Source organism: Burkholderia sp. S-53, from assembly GCF_025560745.1.
Taxonomy (GTDB): Bacteria; Pseudomonadota; Gammaproteobacteria; order Burkholderiales; family Burkholderiaceae; genus Burkholderia; species Burkholderia pyrrocinia.
Genome location: NZ_CP090482.1, coordinates 234,750 through 249,350, shown reverse-complemented (window position 1 = coordinate 249,350; position 14,601 = coordinate 234,750). Strand labels below are relative to the sequence as shown.

Below are 14,601 nucleotides of genomic sequence, written 5' to 3'. Positions count from 1 at the left end.
TCAGCCTCCTGCCGCTGAACTGAAAGCCTTGAGCTCGGCCTCCAGCGAATCATAATGTTCTCCCTTACTGAATTTGCAATGCGACACCCAGTCCTTAAGGGCTGACGCCTTGAAAATTGCGATCGCGATACCTACAAGAATGGAGAGAATCAAGGCAGGCCAGAAGAGCGGAAGACTAAAGAGTGCTGCTGCGGCAACATATATGCCGAGCGCTCCACTCAGGTTGTAAAGCACCCACAGGTTAGTCTCCTTATTGCGATACGCCTCAGGAGCATTTTTGAGTAGATCCAACCCAGCCAACATCAACCCCGCGACCGCCCCCAAGCCACGCCCAACCGTCACACCCACCCCCGCCCATTTCCCGGCCCACCCCTTCATCAGATAGGCCGACAACGGATGAGCCGGCGCCTTCAACGCCGTTTCCGATGAGTATTCAATGACGCTCCCGACGACCGCGATGACGGCGCCGATCGACTTCCAGCCGGTTTCCCCTTCATTGAACTGATCGCTGCCGCGCCAATCGTTAGCCGCGAGCACAAGGGTTGCGAGCTGGAAGATCACGGTCGCGACACCCAGGTTGAAGTCGGTCGACGAACCGAGCCATTTTTTCGCCGTATCGACACCCGGCACGCGTACGGCCTTGATTGCGCCGGCGTCCAGCTTCCCGTTCCGGACCAGCGCATCGACGTCCATCTCGTATACGACAACATTGGGATCGACCGGCGGTGCCGTTCGCATGACCTGCTTCCCGACCTGGGTCGCCGAAGCACGCTGTTCGGTTCGGTTACCGTCCAGCTTGACGCCCAGCACACGCGCCTGCTGCAACGCCCAGTCGCGAATCGCGAGCTTGCTGACCTGCGACGGCTTGAGCCGGACACCGGCCTGGATCGAGAGGCGGATGGTCACGAAACCGAGCGCGGCACCGCGCGTGCCTTTCGCGAGTACGCCAACGATGTGATTGCCGGTCGTCACGATCAACCGGTCGCGCAAATTGGCCGCGTTACCAAGCTTCTCGATCTTCTTGAAAGCTTCCTTGTAGAGATTCAGGAATTGCTCGTACTGGATGTCCGATTTGTGTACCTGTGCATCCGCGGCCTTCATCAACGCGTCCTGGTTGAACAGCAGCGCGCGCACGTACAGATTCCGGACATTCGCGGCCTGACCGTTCAACCACTCGTCGAGCACTTTCGTGCAAGCCTCGGTGCCGACGGCCGCACCGATCACCTGTGCGCACGACTCGCTGTACGCATAGCCGCTGCGCAAATCGTTGGAATCGTGGACCCCGACCATCCATTCGGCGAGCAACGGCGATTTCAGCCAGTCGGCATGCGCTTGCACCAGCGGCAACCATTTCGGTTTGAACGCGTCGAGCGCTTGCTGATACTCCTGCGGGAAACGCTTCAGCGCGTCTTCGTCGAGCACGCTGGTTCGCTTGCCATCGGGTCCGATCTTGGTCGCCGCATCCTCCCATGCGTCGTTCGCCGCTTCGTCCTGGGTAGCCGGAATGTTCTCCGCCTTGCGCGAGACCTCCTTGGCCGCCTGATCGAAATCGCCTGTCTTGACCCACGCACGCACCAGGTTATAGAGTCCGGCCGCATCGGGAATGCCGCGCTGACCGGCCTTCATGTTCGCGATATTGGCATCCGCGACGGTTTTCGATACGCCGTACGTGAAGCCGGTCACGGCCCTTGCATTGGCGCGGATGCCGGCTTCGGCCCGCTCGAGCAGCTGTGCCGACGTCCACTTCCAGTACATCTGCTCGTCGAAACCGTTGTCCAGAGTCGGGACCGTCAACTCGGCCAGATCGTTCGTGATCCCGACGGGATCATTGACCGCCACGACGAAGCCCTTCTTGCCGGGCGATGCCGCCATGGCTTCGCCGATACGCTTCGCGACATCCTTGCGACGTTGCTGCGTCTCGCTTTTCGGATCGCGATTGCTGAAGCCGAACGCAGCCTTCATCGCAGATTCGTCCATCGACAGATGCGCAATCTTGCCCCGTGTCGCCTCGAACTCGCCGGTATCGGCAGCGCTACCGGCGACCATCGCGGGAATGTCGATGCACTGCATGTGCTGCTTGCGCCATGCCGGGCCCGCTTGTACGTCGAGCGCCTTGTCGACCAGCGCCTTGGTCCATAGCACGTTCGACCAGCCGATCCACAGCTTGGTCGCTTCGTCGCCGCCGGGCGTGTGTTCAACGTCGACGCAGCGACCGAGCGCCTCGAAGCGAAAGTCGCCGTTGTACGCGCATCCCTGCGTCTGCATTTGTTCCGCGCCTTCCGACGGTGGTGTCGAGCCGGGCGGAAAGCTCCACAACATGCCATTGTCCAGCACCATGTACGCGCGCAGTCTCCGGCGCTTTTCATCAAACGTATACAAGTAGCCGGGGCGAAGCGCACGAAGCGCATATTTGGCGGTGCCGATCGATTGAGGCGCACGGCCGTCGATCCTGAAATTGCCCGACAATGCCGGGGCCTTCGCCGCGCCGCGCGGACTGGCGACCGCGTAACGCGTGGGATAGATCAGCAACGACTGACGATCACATAAGGGGCAAGTCGCCATTTCCGGTTCCTTCTGCGTTAGGCATTTCGCGAATGGCGCGAGGGTTCAAGGGAAGCGAAGTCATCGGGCGTGAAGCGCATCACGATGTCGGGCCAGGTGATCTCGCCAGCGGCAAGGAGCGGCCATCCGTCGACGAGTGTCGGATGTCGTTCGAATGCCGGCCCGTACTTCACGCAATGCCATGCGTAGTCCGTCAGGGCATCGTCATCGGTAAGGCCGTGTCGCATTGCGTCGCTCAAGATCCGGTCCAGCTCGGACGGCAGAAGTGCGGCATCGTCGACCGACGGCACCGGCAAACGGTTGAGGACCTGCGTCATGACCTCGCTACGATTCAGGCGCAGCCACTGTTCGGCGGTCGGCCATGCCGGCACATGGCCCTCGAGCGCGTCTGCCGCGATGCCCGGCCCTCGCATGGCCCACCGATGTCCGGCCCATGCAAACTGCCAGGTCCGGATCGGACCGAGCAATGCCTGTCGCTGCGCCGGTTCGAGAACCGTGAGCGCCAGGGTCAGCACGCGTGGATCGTAGTAACGCCAGAACACCGGCTTGCCGTCGACACCCGGGCCGACGAGATAGCGGGCGACGTGCTCGGCGAGCACGTCGATGCCGTCATCGCTGTCGAGCCACGCGCAAACGACCGGAGGGCGCTCGGCGTGAGGCTCGGCCTGCCAGACATCGGTCGCTGCGGCTCGGGCTTGCTCATCCAGCTCGGCGAGCGCGATCAGTCGCGGCATCAATTCCTCGCGATGCGCCAGCACACGTGGCGTACAAGGACGCATGTCCAGTTCGGCCAGTGCAGGCGCTTCAATCAGCGTAGCGGGTTCGATCAACAGAAACCCGTGCGTCAACGGTTCACGCACGTCGACGACCGCTTGCATCGGTAGAGTCGTGGATCTCATCGCGACTACGACAGTGCAACTGCCGCGCTGCCGGCCTGCGCTGCGCCGTTCGTCAATGATGAACACAGGTCCGCGCCGGGGAATTGCGCAGGAACGCTCTGCGGGCCCACCGTGTCGTGACTGCCGGCGTGGATCCGGTTCTCTCCTGGGGTGTAGCCGACGATGCCTTGCGCACTGACCTCGAGTCGACTGTTTCCCGCGGTCAGGCGAATGCCCTGTTTCGCGGTGATATTGATCCAGTCCGTTGTGCTGATGATGGACAGCACCTTCTTTGCCAGTAGCTCGAGTTCATCGTTTTGCGCGTGGATCTGGACCTTGCCGCTCGCCGCGATCAGCTTCATGCCCATCTTGTGCACGAACAACGAGAACGTGTCCGAGATGCTCGCCAGGAACGATTTGCCGGTCGCGACCGACAGCGTGTCGCCGGCCGTCACGGCGACGTGTTGGCCGCCGGTGACGTGGGCCGTACCCGGCGTCGTGACGGCTATGCCGGCAGCCCCTGCCAGCAGCAGTTGCGCTTCGTCCAGTTCGGGAAAGCTGCCGTCGCCGCCGTTCCCGCTCGCTCCTGCTCCCTGAATGCCGTCGACCTGCGACTGGAGCGCATCGGCAATTCTGGATTGGTCGGCACCGTTCTCCTGCGCCTGGTGGTGCTGCGCCAGTTTGCCGAGTTGTCCGTGCAGCGTCTGCGCCTTCATCAGGCGCGCCGCCGGTTCGCCGACGTCCGAAAGATGTCCCTTCGCCATCGGGCGCACCTCGGTGCTGATCACCATGCCCTTGCCGGACCGAATCGCGCCCACTTCGTCGGTGCGCAGTTCGAAACCCTCACCCCGCGCATCCTGTCGGCCCTGCCAATCCTCGATACGGGTAATCTTGCCCAGCGAAAGCTGGCTCGACGCATGATCGGACCGCAACTGCGCCTGAATGGCATTCGCGGTGTCGTCGAAAATCAGGTGGTTGCTGCGGCCTGCCGATGCATTTCCGTCCGCACCGCCGAGTTCCCGGCTGCGGATCCCCATCAGCGCGCTTTGCTCCGGCAGCTTCCAGGACGGCTGATTGCGCGCGTTCATCACGCGGCCCGTGATGATGGGATGGTCCGGATTCCCGTCCAGCCATTGCACGATCACCTCGGACCCGATCCGCGGCAACGCCGCGATCCCCTGACTGCCACCGGCCCACCCGCTGGCGACGCGCACCCACGTCGTGAACTTGCCTTCGCGATCCCAGTGGAACTGAATGAGGACGCGGCCATGTTCGTCGGTATGGATGCTGGTTCCCGACTGGCCGACGACCGTAGCCGTTTGCGGCGCGAGTATCCGGGTATCGACGCTGTTGAACCGGCGCCCCGGTCGCCACGGCGTCGCCTTGCGAACGCACGTGAATTCATTGCGATACTCCGCAGGCACACTGGTGCCAGCCAGATAATTGTTCGTCGCGACGTGGCGCACCGACACAATCAGATATTCGTCATCCTGCTGATTGCGGCTCAACGCCGATCCGTAATGGTCGGTCAGCCGAAACCATCGACCCGGCATCACGAAGCGGTTATTGCCCTTGGCATCGAATCGTTTGATCGTCGCGCCGATTTCTTCCATGCGACGATTCGCGACCTGATAACCGTGCTCCATGTTCCGATAACCGTACGCGCCTGCGTACTCGTTCCATTCCAGTACCGGCAATGCGGCGTCCGGCTCGGACAGGCTGGTTTGAACATGAGTGGGAGTCGGCGTCTTGAAGTCGAAACGTGAAAACTCGGTGTGGTTCGGAGTGGTTTGCTGGTGCGCGGACCAACTCACGATACTGTCCGCCTCTTCCGGCCCCATGCCGTTATGGAAGCGGATATCCCGAGTCCTGCCGTCGATCTCCGGCGCGGCCCGCGTGGGATCGGAAACAATCAGTTTGTGCGAGTCGGCAGTGTGTTCGTACCAGTAGACGAGTCCTGCATGCTCCCAGCGCCGATGGACGTAATTGTGGTCGTCCTCGTCGAACTGGCAGGCCATCGTCAACGGCGGATCGTCTTCCCTGACTTGCCATGTCCAATCGGACAGCACACCGTAGTCCTGGAAAACGGTTGCGGTCTGGTCGTGCAGATTCTGGTCGAGAAACAGGCGATTGTGCTGGCCAAACTTGAGATAGTGCAGCCACGGGCCGATCACTGCTTCGTAGAACGCGCAACCGCCATCGGTCTTGACGTGCCGGAAAGTGAAAATGTAGCCGTTGAAATACCGGTGGCTGCCGTCGTTGCGCAGCAGGCGAACCGTCACTCGCTTGCCGATGAAATCCTTCGGCTCGAGCAGCGCGTTGTCCGACAGGATCTCGATCCTGAACTGAAAATCTCGCGACAGCGATTCCGTTCCTTCAATGCCGTTCGGCAGCAGGAGCCGGTAAGGCGCTTCGTCGTGGAACGTCAACTGCAGCAGGCGGTGGCGTTGGGACTCGAGCGCCAGCCCTCTCAGGTCTTGTGCTGAATTCGACATGGTTGTTGTTCGGTATCCCTCGATCCGGGCATTCTATAATGTTTTTGTAATATTTCAGAATGCATTTGGAAAGAATTGGGTGCGGAACAGGTCGACCCATGGGAACAGCGCATCCTGCGTCGGACACCTGCCGCCAGTGAATGTCAACGATTGAAACGCCGATCGCTTTCGCACGACTCAATGTCGACGTCAGCGCTACGCAGCCACGCCGGCAAACCGTCATCCGCCGCACGGCAACACGCCGCCCCTCACGTCGTCCCATGACATCAGCCATGCCAATTGGCGGGATTACCATGATCGCCGTCGGCGCCCGCCCAGGTGCATGCCGATAGCAAGAATTGCTGTTGCGATGCGTGCCATCTCGTTGCATCGTCCGCCCGGTCGTTCGTCGACGAACGGAAGGACGCGCGTCACGCGAGCGTCGCGGTGGCCTGCATCGTCAACCAGCCGTCGCGATCCTTCGCCCACAGCTCGATCGTGCTGCCGTCTTCCGACGGCTTGCCGCACAGCGTGAACGGCTGCCCGTCGAAGGTCGGGCGCACCGCGCGGAATGCGAAGCTCGCGAGCGTCGCGTCGGGCCGTTCGCGGTGCACGAGATCGACCAGCAGCGTCGCAATCAGCGGGCCGTGCACGACGAGCCCCGGATAACCTTCCTCCTGCATCACGTAGCTGCGGTCGTAGTGGATGCGGTGACCGTTGAAGGTCAGCGCCGAATAGCGGAACAGCATCACCGCGTCGGCGGTGACGGTGCGCGCCCACGTTTCGCCCACGGGCGCCGCGATCGGCTTCGGCGCGCTCGCGCCCGGTTGCGGCGCGTCGCGATAGACGATGTCGTGCTCTTCCTCGACGCACAGCTCGCCGTCACACTCGATCCGGTGCTGCACCGTCACAAACACGAGCCGGCCGCTGCGGCCCGTCTTGTCCTCGATGTTCGCGATCGTCGATTCGCGCGTCGCGCGGTGCCCCGCGCGCAGCGGCGCATGGAACGTCAGGCGGCCGCCCGCCCACATCCGGTTCGGCAACGGCACGGGTGGCAGGAAGCCGCCGCGCCTGGGGTGGCCGTCGGGGCCGATCTCGGCCAGCGGCGCGACGGGCAAGAAGTAGAGCCAGTGCCACAGCGGCGGCACGACATCGCCGGGCGACGGGCGATCGAGCGTGGCGGCCAGCGCGTTCAGTGGAAACGCGGTGATGTCGTCGCCAAGCGTTTCGGTCTTGCCGAGCCATGCGTCGATCGACGCGGCGGTGGGCGGGGAGGATGAGGTAGACACGTGCGGAATCTCCGTTGCGATTGCCATGGCCCTAATATGCACGCCATGCGCCGTTTCGCGAAGTCAGTTTTCCCGAACCCCTGCTTCGCGTTTCCCTGACACGCTGCCCTGCCCGACGGATCTCGTCTGACCATTCAATATAGTCGCCGCGCATGCCGCGTGCGCCGCCCGCCCCCAACCTTACAGCTTGACCCGTGCCGGCACGCCGCCTAAATTGCTTCAAACGGCCCGGCCGGGCCACGCGCGACATGACAGGCGGGTGACAAAAACCGATAGTTTGCTATCGAATGTTTTTGCCCCTATCATCTCGCCCATGACCAATCTGCACGATCTCCGTCTCGCCGTCAGCAGCCTGCTCGTGCTGTCCGCGCGCAAGTGGCGCCGTACCAGCGACGGCGTGCTGAACGCGTACAACGTGTCCGAAGCCTGCGCGACGCCGCTGCTGATCGCCGGCCGCCTCGGCGAAGGCGTGCGGCAAGGCACGCTCGCCGAACACGTCGGCATCGAAGGGCCGTCGCTCGTGCGCTTGCTCGACCAGCTGTGCGCGGCCGGCCTCGCGCGCCGCGACGAGGATCCGCATGACCGCCGCGCGAAAACGATCTCGCTGACGGCCGCCGGCCGCGCGGTCACCGCGAAGATGGAGGAAGACCTGCGCGTGCTGCGCGCGCAGGTGCTCAAGGGCGTCACCCGCGCCGATCTCGAAACGACGTTGCGCGTGCTGAACGCATTCAACGCATCCGACGCGGTGCACCCGCCCCACGCCGCCGATTCCACGCCATGACCTACCCGAGCCTTCGCGACTGGCTGTTCTCGGGCAAGACCTTCGCCGCGTCGATGCTGGCGTTGTACCTCGGCCTCTATTTCCAGTTGCCGCGCCCGTACTGGGCGATGGCGAGCGTCTACATCGTGTCGAACCCGTTCGTCGGCGCGACACGCTCGAAGGCGCTGTATCGCGCGCTCGGCACCGCGCTCGGCGCGGCCGCCGCGATCCTCTTCGTGCCGCCGTTCGTCGAGACGCCGCTGCTGTTCGCGATCATCGTCGCCACCTGGTGCGGCACGCTGCTCTACCTCGCGATCTCCGATCGCACCGCGCGCAGCTACGTGTTCATGCTCGCCGGCTACACGATGCCGCTGATCGCACTGCCCACCGTGACCGATCCGTCCACGGTATTCGACGTCGCGATCGCCCGCACCGAGGAAATCGTGCTCGGCATCGTGTGCGCGAGCGTGGTCGGCAGCGCCGTGTTCCCGAACCGGCTCGCGCCGACGCTGATCGAACGCACCGACGCATGGTTCAAGGACGCCGCGTTCTACGGCCGCGAAACGCTGTCCGGGCACATCGCCGGCAAGGCGCTGTCGGCGTGCCGGCAACGCCTCGCGATGACGATCAACGGCCTCGAGTTCCTGCTGAGCCAGTTGAGCTACGACCATGCGCATCCGCGCATCCTCGCGCGCGCGCAAGCGCTCGCGGGCCGGATGCAGTTGTTCCTGCCGCTGATGTCGTCGCTCGCCGATCCGCTGATCGCGCTGATGCGCGACCTGCACGTGCGCCCGCCCGCGCTCGACGCACTGCTGGCCGACGCCGCGAAATGGTTCGACGCGCCGCTGCCGGCCGTGAAATCCGGCACCGACGGCGACATGGCCCACGACCCGGTCGCGGACAACCTGCGCGAGCGCATCGCCGCGCTGCAGCCCGCCGACAGCGCGCTGACGAGCTGGGACGGCGCGCTGCTGTCGAACGCGTTGTGGCGGCTGCGCCAGGTCATCGACATCTGGCAGGACTGCCGTTCGCTGCGCGCGCTGATCGCGAACGAGTCGGGCGTCTGGCAGCCGCGCTACCGGCACTGGCGGCTCGGCGGCACCGAACGCTTCTTCGATCGCGGGATGATGCTGTTCTCGACGCTGACCGTGATGCTTGCCATCGTGTTCGCGTGCTGGCTGTGGATCTCGTCCGGCTGGCACGACGGCGCGGCTGCCGTCACGCTCGTGGCCGTGTCGTGCAGCTTCTTCGCCGCGCTCGACGAACCCGCGCCGCTGGTGTTCAAGTTCTTCCTGTCGACCGCCGCGAGCGTCGTGTTCGCGGGCCTGTACCTGTTCGTCGTGCTGCCGCACGTGCACGACTTCGCGATGCTCGTGCTGATGTTCGCGGGCCCGTTCATCCTGATCGGCACGCTGCTGCCCCGCCCGCAGTTCAACATGGTGACGATGCTCGTCGCGGTGAACACGGCCACCTTCATCAGTATCCAGAGCGCGTACGAAGCCGACTTCTTCGTGTTCCTGAACAGCAACCTCGCCGGCGTAGCCGGGCTGCTGTTCGCGTACCTGTGGACACGCGCAACGCGGCCGTTCGGCGCGGAACTCGCGGTGCGGCGCCTGCTGCGCTCGGGCTGGGAAGACGTCGTGCGCTCCGCGTCGACGCAGCCGCTCGACGACCAGCGCAACCACGCATCGCGAATGCTCGATCGCGTCACGCAACTGCTGCCGCGTCTCGGCGCATCCGACGACCACCGTCACCCGTCGATCGAAAGCTTCCGCGACCTGCGCATCGCGCTGAACGCGCTCGACCTGCGCCGCGCGCGCCGCCGGCTGTCGGGCGACGTGCCCGACGCGATCGACCGCGTACTGGCCGGCGTCACCGACCACTACGCGCGCTGCGCGGCCGCGAACGCGCGCCAGCCCGCGCCGCCGGCGCTGCTCGTGTCAATCGACGACGCGCTGCACCGCGTGGCCGGCCGCAACCTGCCGGGCGCCGCACCGGCCGACGGCGGCACGGCACCCGCAGCGCCGGCCACGCCCGCGACGCACCGCCGGCTGCGCGATACGCTGCACGCGCTCGTCGGCCTGCGCCTGTCGCTGTATCCGGCCTCGGCCGCGCAAGCGCCGCAGGCACCGGACGGAGCACGCGCATGACCCGGCTTTCCAACCTGTCTTTCCGAGCGCGACCATGATCGGCGAAATCGACATCTTCGGCGTATTCGTGCCGGCTCCGCTCGTGCTGATGCTGATCGCCTACCTGATCAACATCGTCGTGCGCGCGGTGCTCGAGCGCGTCGGCTTCTACCGCCTCGTCTGGCACCGTTCGATCTTCGACCTCGGCATCTACGTGTTCGTGCTTGCCGCCGTCGTGATCGTTTCCCACCATCTCGTGGCTACCTAACGTGAAAAAATCCTGGCTTTCGGCAGGACAAATCCTGCTCACCCTGATCGTCGTCGTCGTGGCCGGCCTCGTGCTGTGGCGAATCATCAACTACTACATGTTCTCGCCGTGGACGCGCGACGGGCACGTGCGCGCCGACGTGATCCAGGTCGCACCGGACGTGTCGGGCCTCATCACGTCGGTACAAGTCGCCGACAACCAGGAGGTCAGGCGCGGCCAGGTGCTGTTCGTGATCGACCAGGCCCGCTACACGCTCGCGGAGCGGCTCGCCGAAGCGACGCTCGCGCAGCGTCGCGCGACCCTCGCACAGGCGAAACGCGAATACGCGCGCAACCTGCAGCTCGGCAACCTCGTCGCGAGCGAACAGGTCGAGGAAAGCCGCACGCGCGTCGAACAGGGCGAGGCCGCCGTCGCCGATGCGCAGGTGTCGCTCGACACCGCGAAGCTGAACCTGCAGCGCACGACGATCGTCAGTCCTGTAGACGGCTACCTGAACGACCGCGCGCCGCGCGTCGGCGAGTACGTGCCGGCCGGCCGCGCGGTGCTGTCGGTCGTCGACCGCAATTCGTTCCGCGTCGACGGCTACTTCGAGGAAACCAAGCTGCGCGGCATCCATATCGGCCAGCCGGTCGACATCATCGTGATGGGCGAACCGCATTCGCTGCGCGGGCACGTGCAGAGCATCGTCGCCGCGATCGAGGATCGCGACCGCACGCAGGGCGCGAACCTGCTGCCGAACGTGAACCCGGCATTCAGCTGGGTGCGGCTGGCGCAGCGCGTGCCGGTACGTGTCGTACTCGACGAGGTACCCGACGACTTCCGGATGATCGCAGGCCGCACCGCGACGGTTTCGATGCGCGAATCCGACACGCGCCGCCACGACAAAGCGAAGCCGGCAGCCGGTGCGTCGGCCGCAACTGCCGGCGCGACGTCCGCAGTCACGCCGGTTTCGAAGGCTTCCGGTGCGGCCGCCAGCTCAGCGGGAGCATCGCAATGATGCGGCACGGTCTGCGCCTCGCGGCAGCGCTCGCGCCGCTCGCGCTCGCCCTCGGCGCGTGCAAGTCTGTCGGCCCCGATTACACGCTGCCGCAACAGGCATACGTGAATGCGCCGCTCGCGAACCACGCGCTCGACGACGCGAACGACACGCTCGTATCGCGTGACGCCGTGCCCGGCAACTGGTGGCAGTTATACGACGACCCCGTACTCGACGCGCTCGTGCGCAGCGCGCTTAAGTCGAACACCGACCTGCGCGTCGCCGCGGCCAACCTCGCGCGCTCGCGCGCGGCGCTGGAAGTCGCGAACCAACAGGGCGGGTTCTCGGGCGGCGCGGAGGCGGCCGTGCAACGCGCGCAGGAATCGGCTGAACAATTCCTGCTCGAAAACAAGCTGCCGGTCGTCAACGAAGGTACGGTCGGCATCAACGTGTCGTACGAGATCGACCTGTTCGGCAAGCTGCGGCGCGGCGTCGAAGCCGCCCGTGCGGACAGCGAAGCCGTCAGGGCAGCCGGCGACCTGGCGCGCATCACGGTCGTCGCCGACGTCGTGCGTGCGTACGTCGAATCGTGCTCGGCCGGCGACGAGCTGGCGATCGCGAAGCAGTCGCTCGCGCTGCAGAAGCAGCGCGTGGCGCTGTCGCAGCGGTTGCGCGATGCCGGGCGCGGCAACCAGACCGACGTGACGCGCGGCGTGACGCAGGTGCGCACGCTCGCCGCCGATATCCCGCGCTTCGAAGGCCGCCGCAAGGTCGCGCAATACCAGCTCGCCGCACTGCTCGCGCGCTCGCCGGCCGACCTGCCGAAGGCCGTCGCCGAATGCGAACGCCTGCCGAAGCTGCGCCAGCCGATTCCGATCGGCGACGGCGCCGCGCTGCTGCGCCGCCGCCCCGACGTTCGCGAAGCCGAGCGGCAGCTCGCCGCCGCAACCGCGCGAATCGGCGTGGCAACCGCCGCGCTGTACCCGTCGATCAGCATCGGTGCGTCGGCCGGCTCGGTCGGCCTCGCCGCCGACCTGTTTTCGTCCACGACCAATCGCTGGTCGTTCGGACCACTGATCAGCTGGTCATTCCCCGTCAACGGCCAGCGTGCGCGGGTACGCGAAGCCGAGGCTGCGACGGGCGGCGCGCTCGCGCACTTCGACGGTGTCGTGCTGAACGCGCTGCGCGAAACGCAGTCGAGTCTCGCGACCTATGCAGCGGACGTGCAGCGCACCGATGCGCTGCGCACGGCCTACGAATCGGCGCGCAATTCCGCCGACGAAACGCATCGTCTCTATGCGGCCGGCCGCGAGTCGTTCATCTCCGACCTCGACGCGACGCGCACGCTGACGAGCGTGCAGGCGCAGGTCGCGGCCGCCGAGGGACAGGTCGCGGCCGATCAGGTGCGGCTCTTTCTCGCACTCGGTGGCGGATGGGAGCCCGACAGCGCGGCGACTGCAGCGGATGCGCGCCCCGCGACCGCGCGTGGTGCCGCGACACCGTCGGCCAGCGAATAATCGCCGCAACGTTATTACCTTCACTACATAACGCGAGCATCGCGAAACGCCCGCTGCTGGCGGGTTTTCCTGATTCGCGTCATAGCATTCCGAGCGCGACGAACGCGTGCGTCGAAGGGTAAACTGGTCGATGCATTTCCATCCATCTTCCGCTGCCGATCCGGCAGCGGCATCCACTCGGAGAGTCATCATGCGAACCAGCGCACGCAACCATTTCGCCGGCCAGGTCAGCGTCGTCAAGCCCGGTGCCGTCAACGACGAAATCACGCTTCGCACGCAGGACGGCCTCGACATCGTCGCGGTGATCACCCACGGCAGCGCGGCTTCGCTGGGCCTCGCGGCCGGCTCGAAGGCGTTCGCGCTCGTCAAGGCATCGTCGGTCATCGTGATGGTCGACGTCGACAGCAGCAAGGTGTCGGCCCGCAACTGCGTCGCGGGCACCGTAGCGTCGGTCGCAAAGGGCGCGGTCAATTCGGAAGTCGTGATCAAGTCCGCCGGCGGCGCCGAGATCGTCGCGATCGTCACCAACGACAGCGTCGATCGCCTGGGCCTCGCGAGCGGCAACGCCGCGTCAGCGATCTTCAAGGCATCGAGCGTGATCGTCGGCGTCGAGTGATCGCGTGACACGCGCGATCGTGATCCGGTTTGTGCCGCGCATTCGCGCGGATCGTGTCACGCTGCTGTCACGCGGGTGCGGACGATGACCACCGCACTCGATCGCGCCGATCCGTCCTCGCATGACCCGGCGGTGCAGTCGCTGCTGCTCGCGGCGGCCAACGCCGACACTCCCGACGCACGCCTGTTCGGCGCTCTCGTCGCGGCACGCGCGTGCCGCAACGAACTCGCGCTGCTCGGCCTGTCTCAGGGTCAACTGGCCGGGCTGCTCGCCCGGCAGTTTCCGCACCTGCCTTCCGTCGATGCCGCCGCACTCGTGTCGACGGTTGCGATCGCGCTGCTGCCATCCGCCCACGCGGCATTCGTCGCGACGCTGCACGCGCGGCTGATGGACAACGCGAATCCCGCCGCTACCCGCGACGACGCCGACTGTCTTGCGTCGATCATCGCGCATGCGTGCCTGCGTCCCGACCATCTGTGGCGCGACCTCGGGCTCGACGGGCGCGACGCGGTATCGGCGATGCTCGATCGCTATTTCCCCGCGCTCGCCGCGCGCAACGTCGCTCATCTGCGCTGGAAAAAATTCCTCGCGCAGGAAGTGGCGGCATCGCTCGGCATGCCGCCGGGCCCCGCACCCGGATGCCCGGGCTGCGAAGATTTCGGCTTCTGCTTTCCTCACGCGCGATAGCCACCGCGGCGGCTGCGCTGCCCGCGCGTTTCATCGCATCGCCAACCGGAGAAACTGCCTTGACCGACATCGCGAGCCCCAACCTGCCGTCGCGCGATTTCGAGACCACGTCCCGCTTCTACGAAAAACTGGGGTTCGTCGAAACGTGGCGCGACGACGGCTGGATGATCCTCAAGCGCGGCGACCTGTTGCTGGAATTCTTTCCGCACCCCGAACTCGATCCGGCCACGAGCTGGTTCAGTTGCTGTTTCCGGCTCGTGGATCTCGGCGCGTTCTTCGACGACGTGCTCGCCGCCGGCATTCCGGAGCAAGCGACCGGCTGGCCGCGCGCGCACCGGCCGACACGCGAAGCGTGGGGCGGCACGGTCGGCGCATTGATCGATCCGGACGGTTCGCTGATCCGGTTGATTCAGACGGAAGACTAGGGCCTGTTCGCGCTGTCGCC

Annotated in this window: 12 protein-coding genes; 8 read left to right on the top strand and 4 right to left on the bottom strand. The window is 65.5% G+C overall.

All coding sequences use genetic code 11. The features are described 5' to 3' along the window. The 4 genes from LXM88_RS00845 to LXM88_RS00830 form a co-directional block, all read right to left on the bottom strand. Nucleotides 1-2,529, bottom strand: a complete 2,529-nt coding sequence (locus LXM88_RS00845) for a T6SS effector BTH_I2691 family protein (protein WP_262531194.1) — start codon at nt 2,527-2,529, stop codon at nt 1-3. A 50-nt stretch (nt 2,530-2,579) separates the two neighbouring features. Next, nucleotides 2,580-3,440 carry a DUF4123 domain-containing protein gene (locus tag LXM88_RS00840; protein ID WP_262531192.1) on the bottom strand — a complete coding sequence of 287 codons (861 nt, stop codon included), beginning with the start codon at nt 3,438-3,440 and terminating at the stop codon, nt 2,580-2,582. A gap of 26 nt (nt 3,441-3,466) precedes the next feature. Then, nucleotides 3,467-5,935: a type VI secretion system Vgr family protein gene (locus tag LXM88_RS00835; protein ID WP_262531191.1), complete on the bottom strand. Its 2,469-nt coding sequence runs from the start codon at nt 5,933-5,935 to the stop codon at nt 3,467-3,469. Between the two features lie 410 nt (nt 5,936-6,345). Further along, nucleotides 6,346-7,203: an FAS1-like dehydratase domain-containing protein gene (locus LXM88_RS00830; protein WP_262531189.1), complete on the bottom strand. Its 858-nt coding sequence runs from the start codon at nt 7,201-7,203 to the stop codon at nt 6,346-6,348. A 313-nt stretch (nt 7,204-7,516) separates the two neighbouring features. Here LXM88_RS00830 and LXM88_RS00825 point away from each other — a divergent pair, with 313 nt between their 5' ends. From LXM88_RS00825 to LXM88_RS00790, 8 genes are all read left to right on the top strand, one after another. Continuing rightward, complete coding sequence (locus tag LXM88_RS00825; RefSeq protein WP_262531187.1) at nt 7,517-7,984, top strand: MarR family winged helix-turn-helix transcriptional regulator; 468 nt, start codon at nt 7,517-7,519, stop codon at nt 7,982-7,984. Continuing rightward, nucleotides 7,981-10,113 carry an FUSC family protein gene (locus LXM88_RS00820; RefSeq protein ID WP_262531186.1) on the top strand — a complete coding sequence of 711 codons (2,133 nt, stop codon included), beginning with the start codon at nt 7,981-7,983 and terminating at the stop codon, nt 10,111-10,113. The genes LXM88_RS00825 and LXM88_RS00820 overlap by 4 nt, the downstream gene beginning before the upstream one ends. 34 nt (nt 10,114-10,147) lie before the next feature. Beyond that, on the top strand, nt 10,148-10,360 hold the full coding sequence (locus LXM88_RS00815) for a DUF1656 domain-containing protein (protein WP_039369242.1): 213 nt from the start codon (nt 10,148-10,150) through the stop codon (nt 10,358-10,360). Nucleotide 10,361: 1 nt separating this feature from the next. Next, the gene (locus LXM88_RS00810) at nt 10,362-11,357 is read left to right on the top strand and encodes an efflux RND transporter periplasmic adaptor subunit (RefSeq protein ID WP_262531173.1); all 996 of its coding nucleotides are present in this window, start codon (nt 10,362-10,364) and stop codon (nt 11,355-11,357) included. Next, nucleotides 11,354-12,853 carry an efflux transporter outer membrane subunit gene (locus LXM88_RS00805; RefSeq protein ID WP_262531171.1) on the top strand — a complete coding sequence of 500 codons (1,500 nt, stop codon included), beginning with the start codon at nt 11,354-11,356 and terminating at the stop codon, nt 12,851-12,853. The genes LXM88_RS00810 and LXM88_RS00805 overlap by 4 nt, the downstream gene beginning before the upstream one ends. Nucleotides 12,854-13,043: 190 nt before the next feature. Continuing rightward, on the top strand, nt 13,044-13,469 hold the full coding sequence (locus LXM88_RS00800; protein WP_262531169.1) for a TOBE domain-containing protein: 426 nt from the start codon (nt 13,044-13,046) through the stop codon (nt 13,467-13,469). An 84-nt stretch (nt 13,470-13,553) separates the two neighbouring features. Next, on the top strand, nt 13,554-14,156 hold the full coding sequence (locus tag LXM88_RS00795; protein WP_262531167.1) for a nitrogen fixation protein NifQ: 603 nt from the start codon (nt 13,554-13,556) through the stop codon (nt 14,154-14,156). Nucleotides 14,157-14,215: 59 nt separating this feature from the next. Next, nucleotides 14,216-14,581, top strand: a complete 366-nt coding sequence (locus LXM88_RS00790; RefSeq protein WP_262531165.1) for a bleomycin resistance protein — start codon at nt 14,216-14,218, stop codon at nt 14,579-14,581. Nucleotides 14,582-14,601 lie beyond the last annotated feature (20 nt).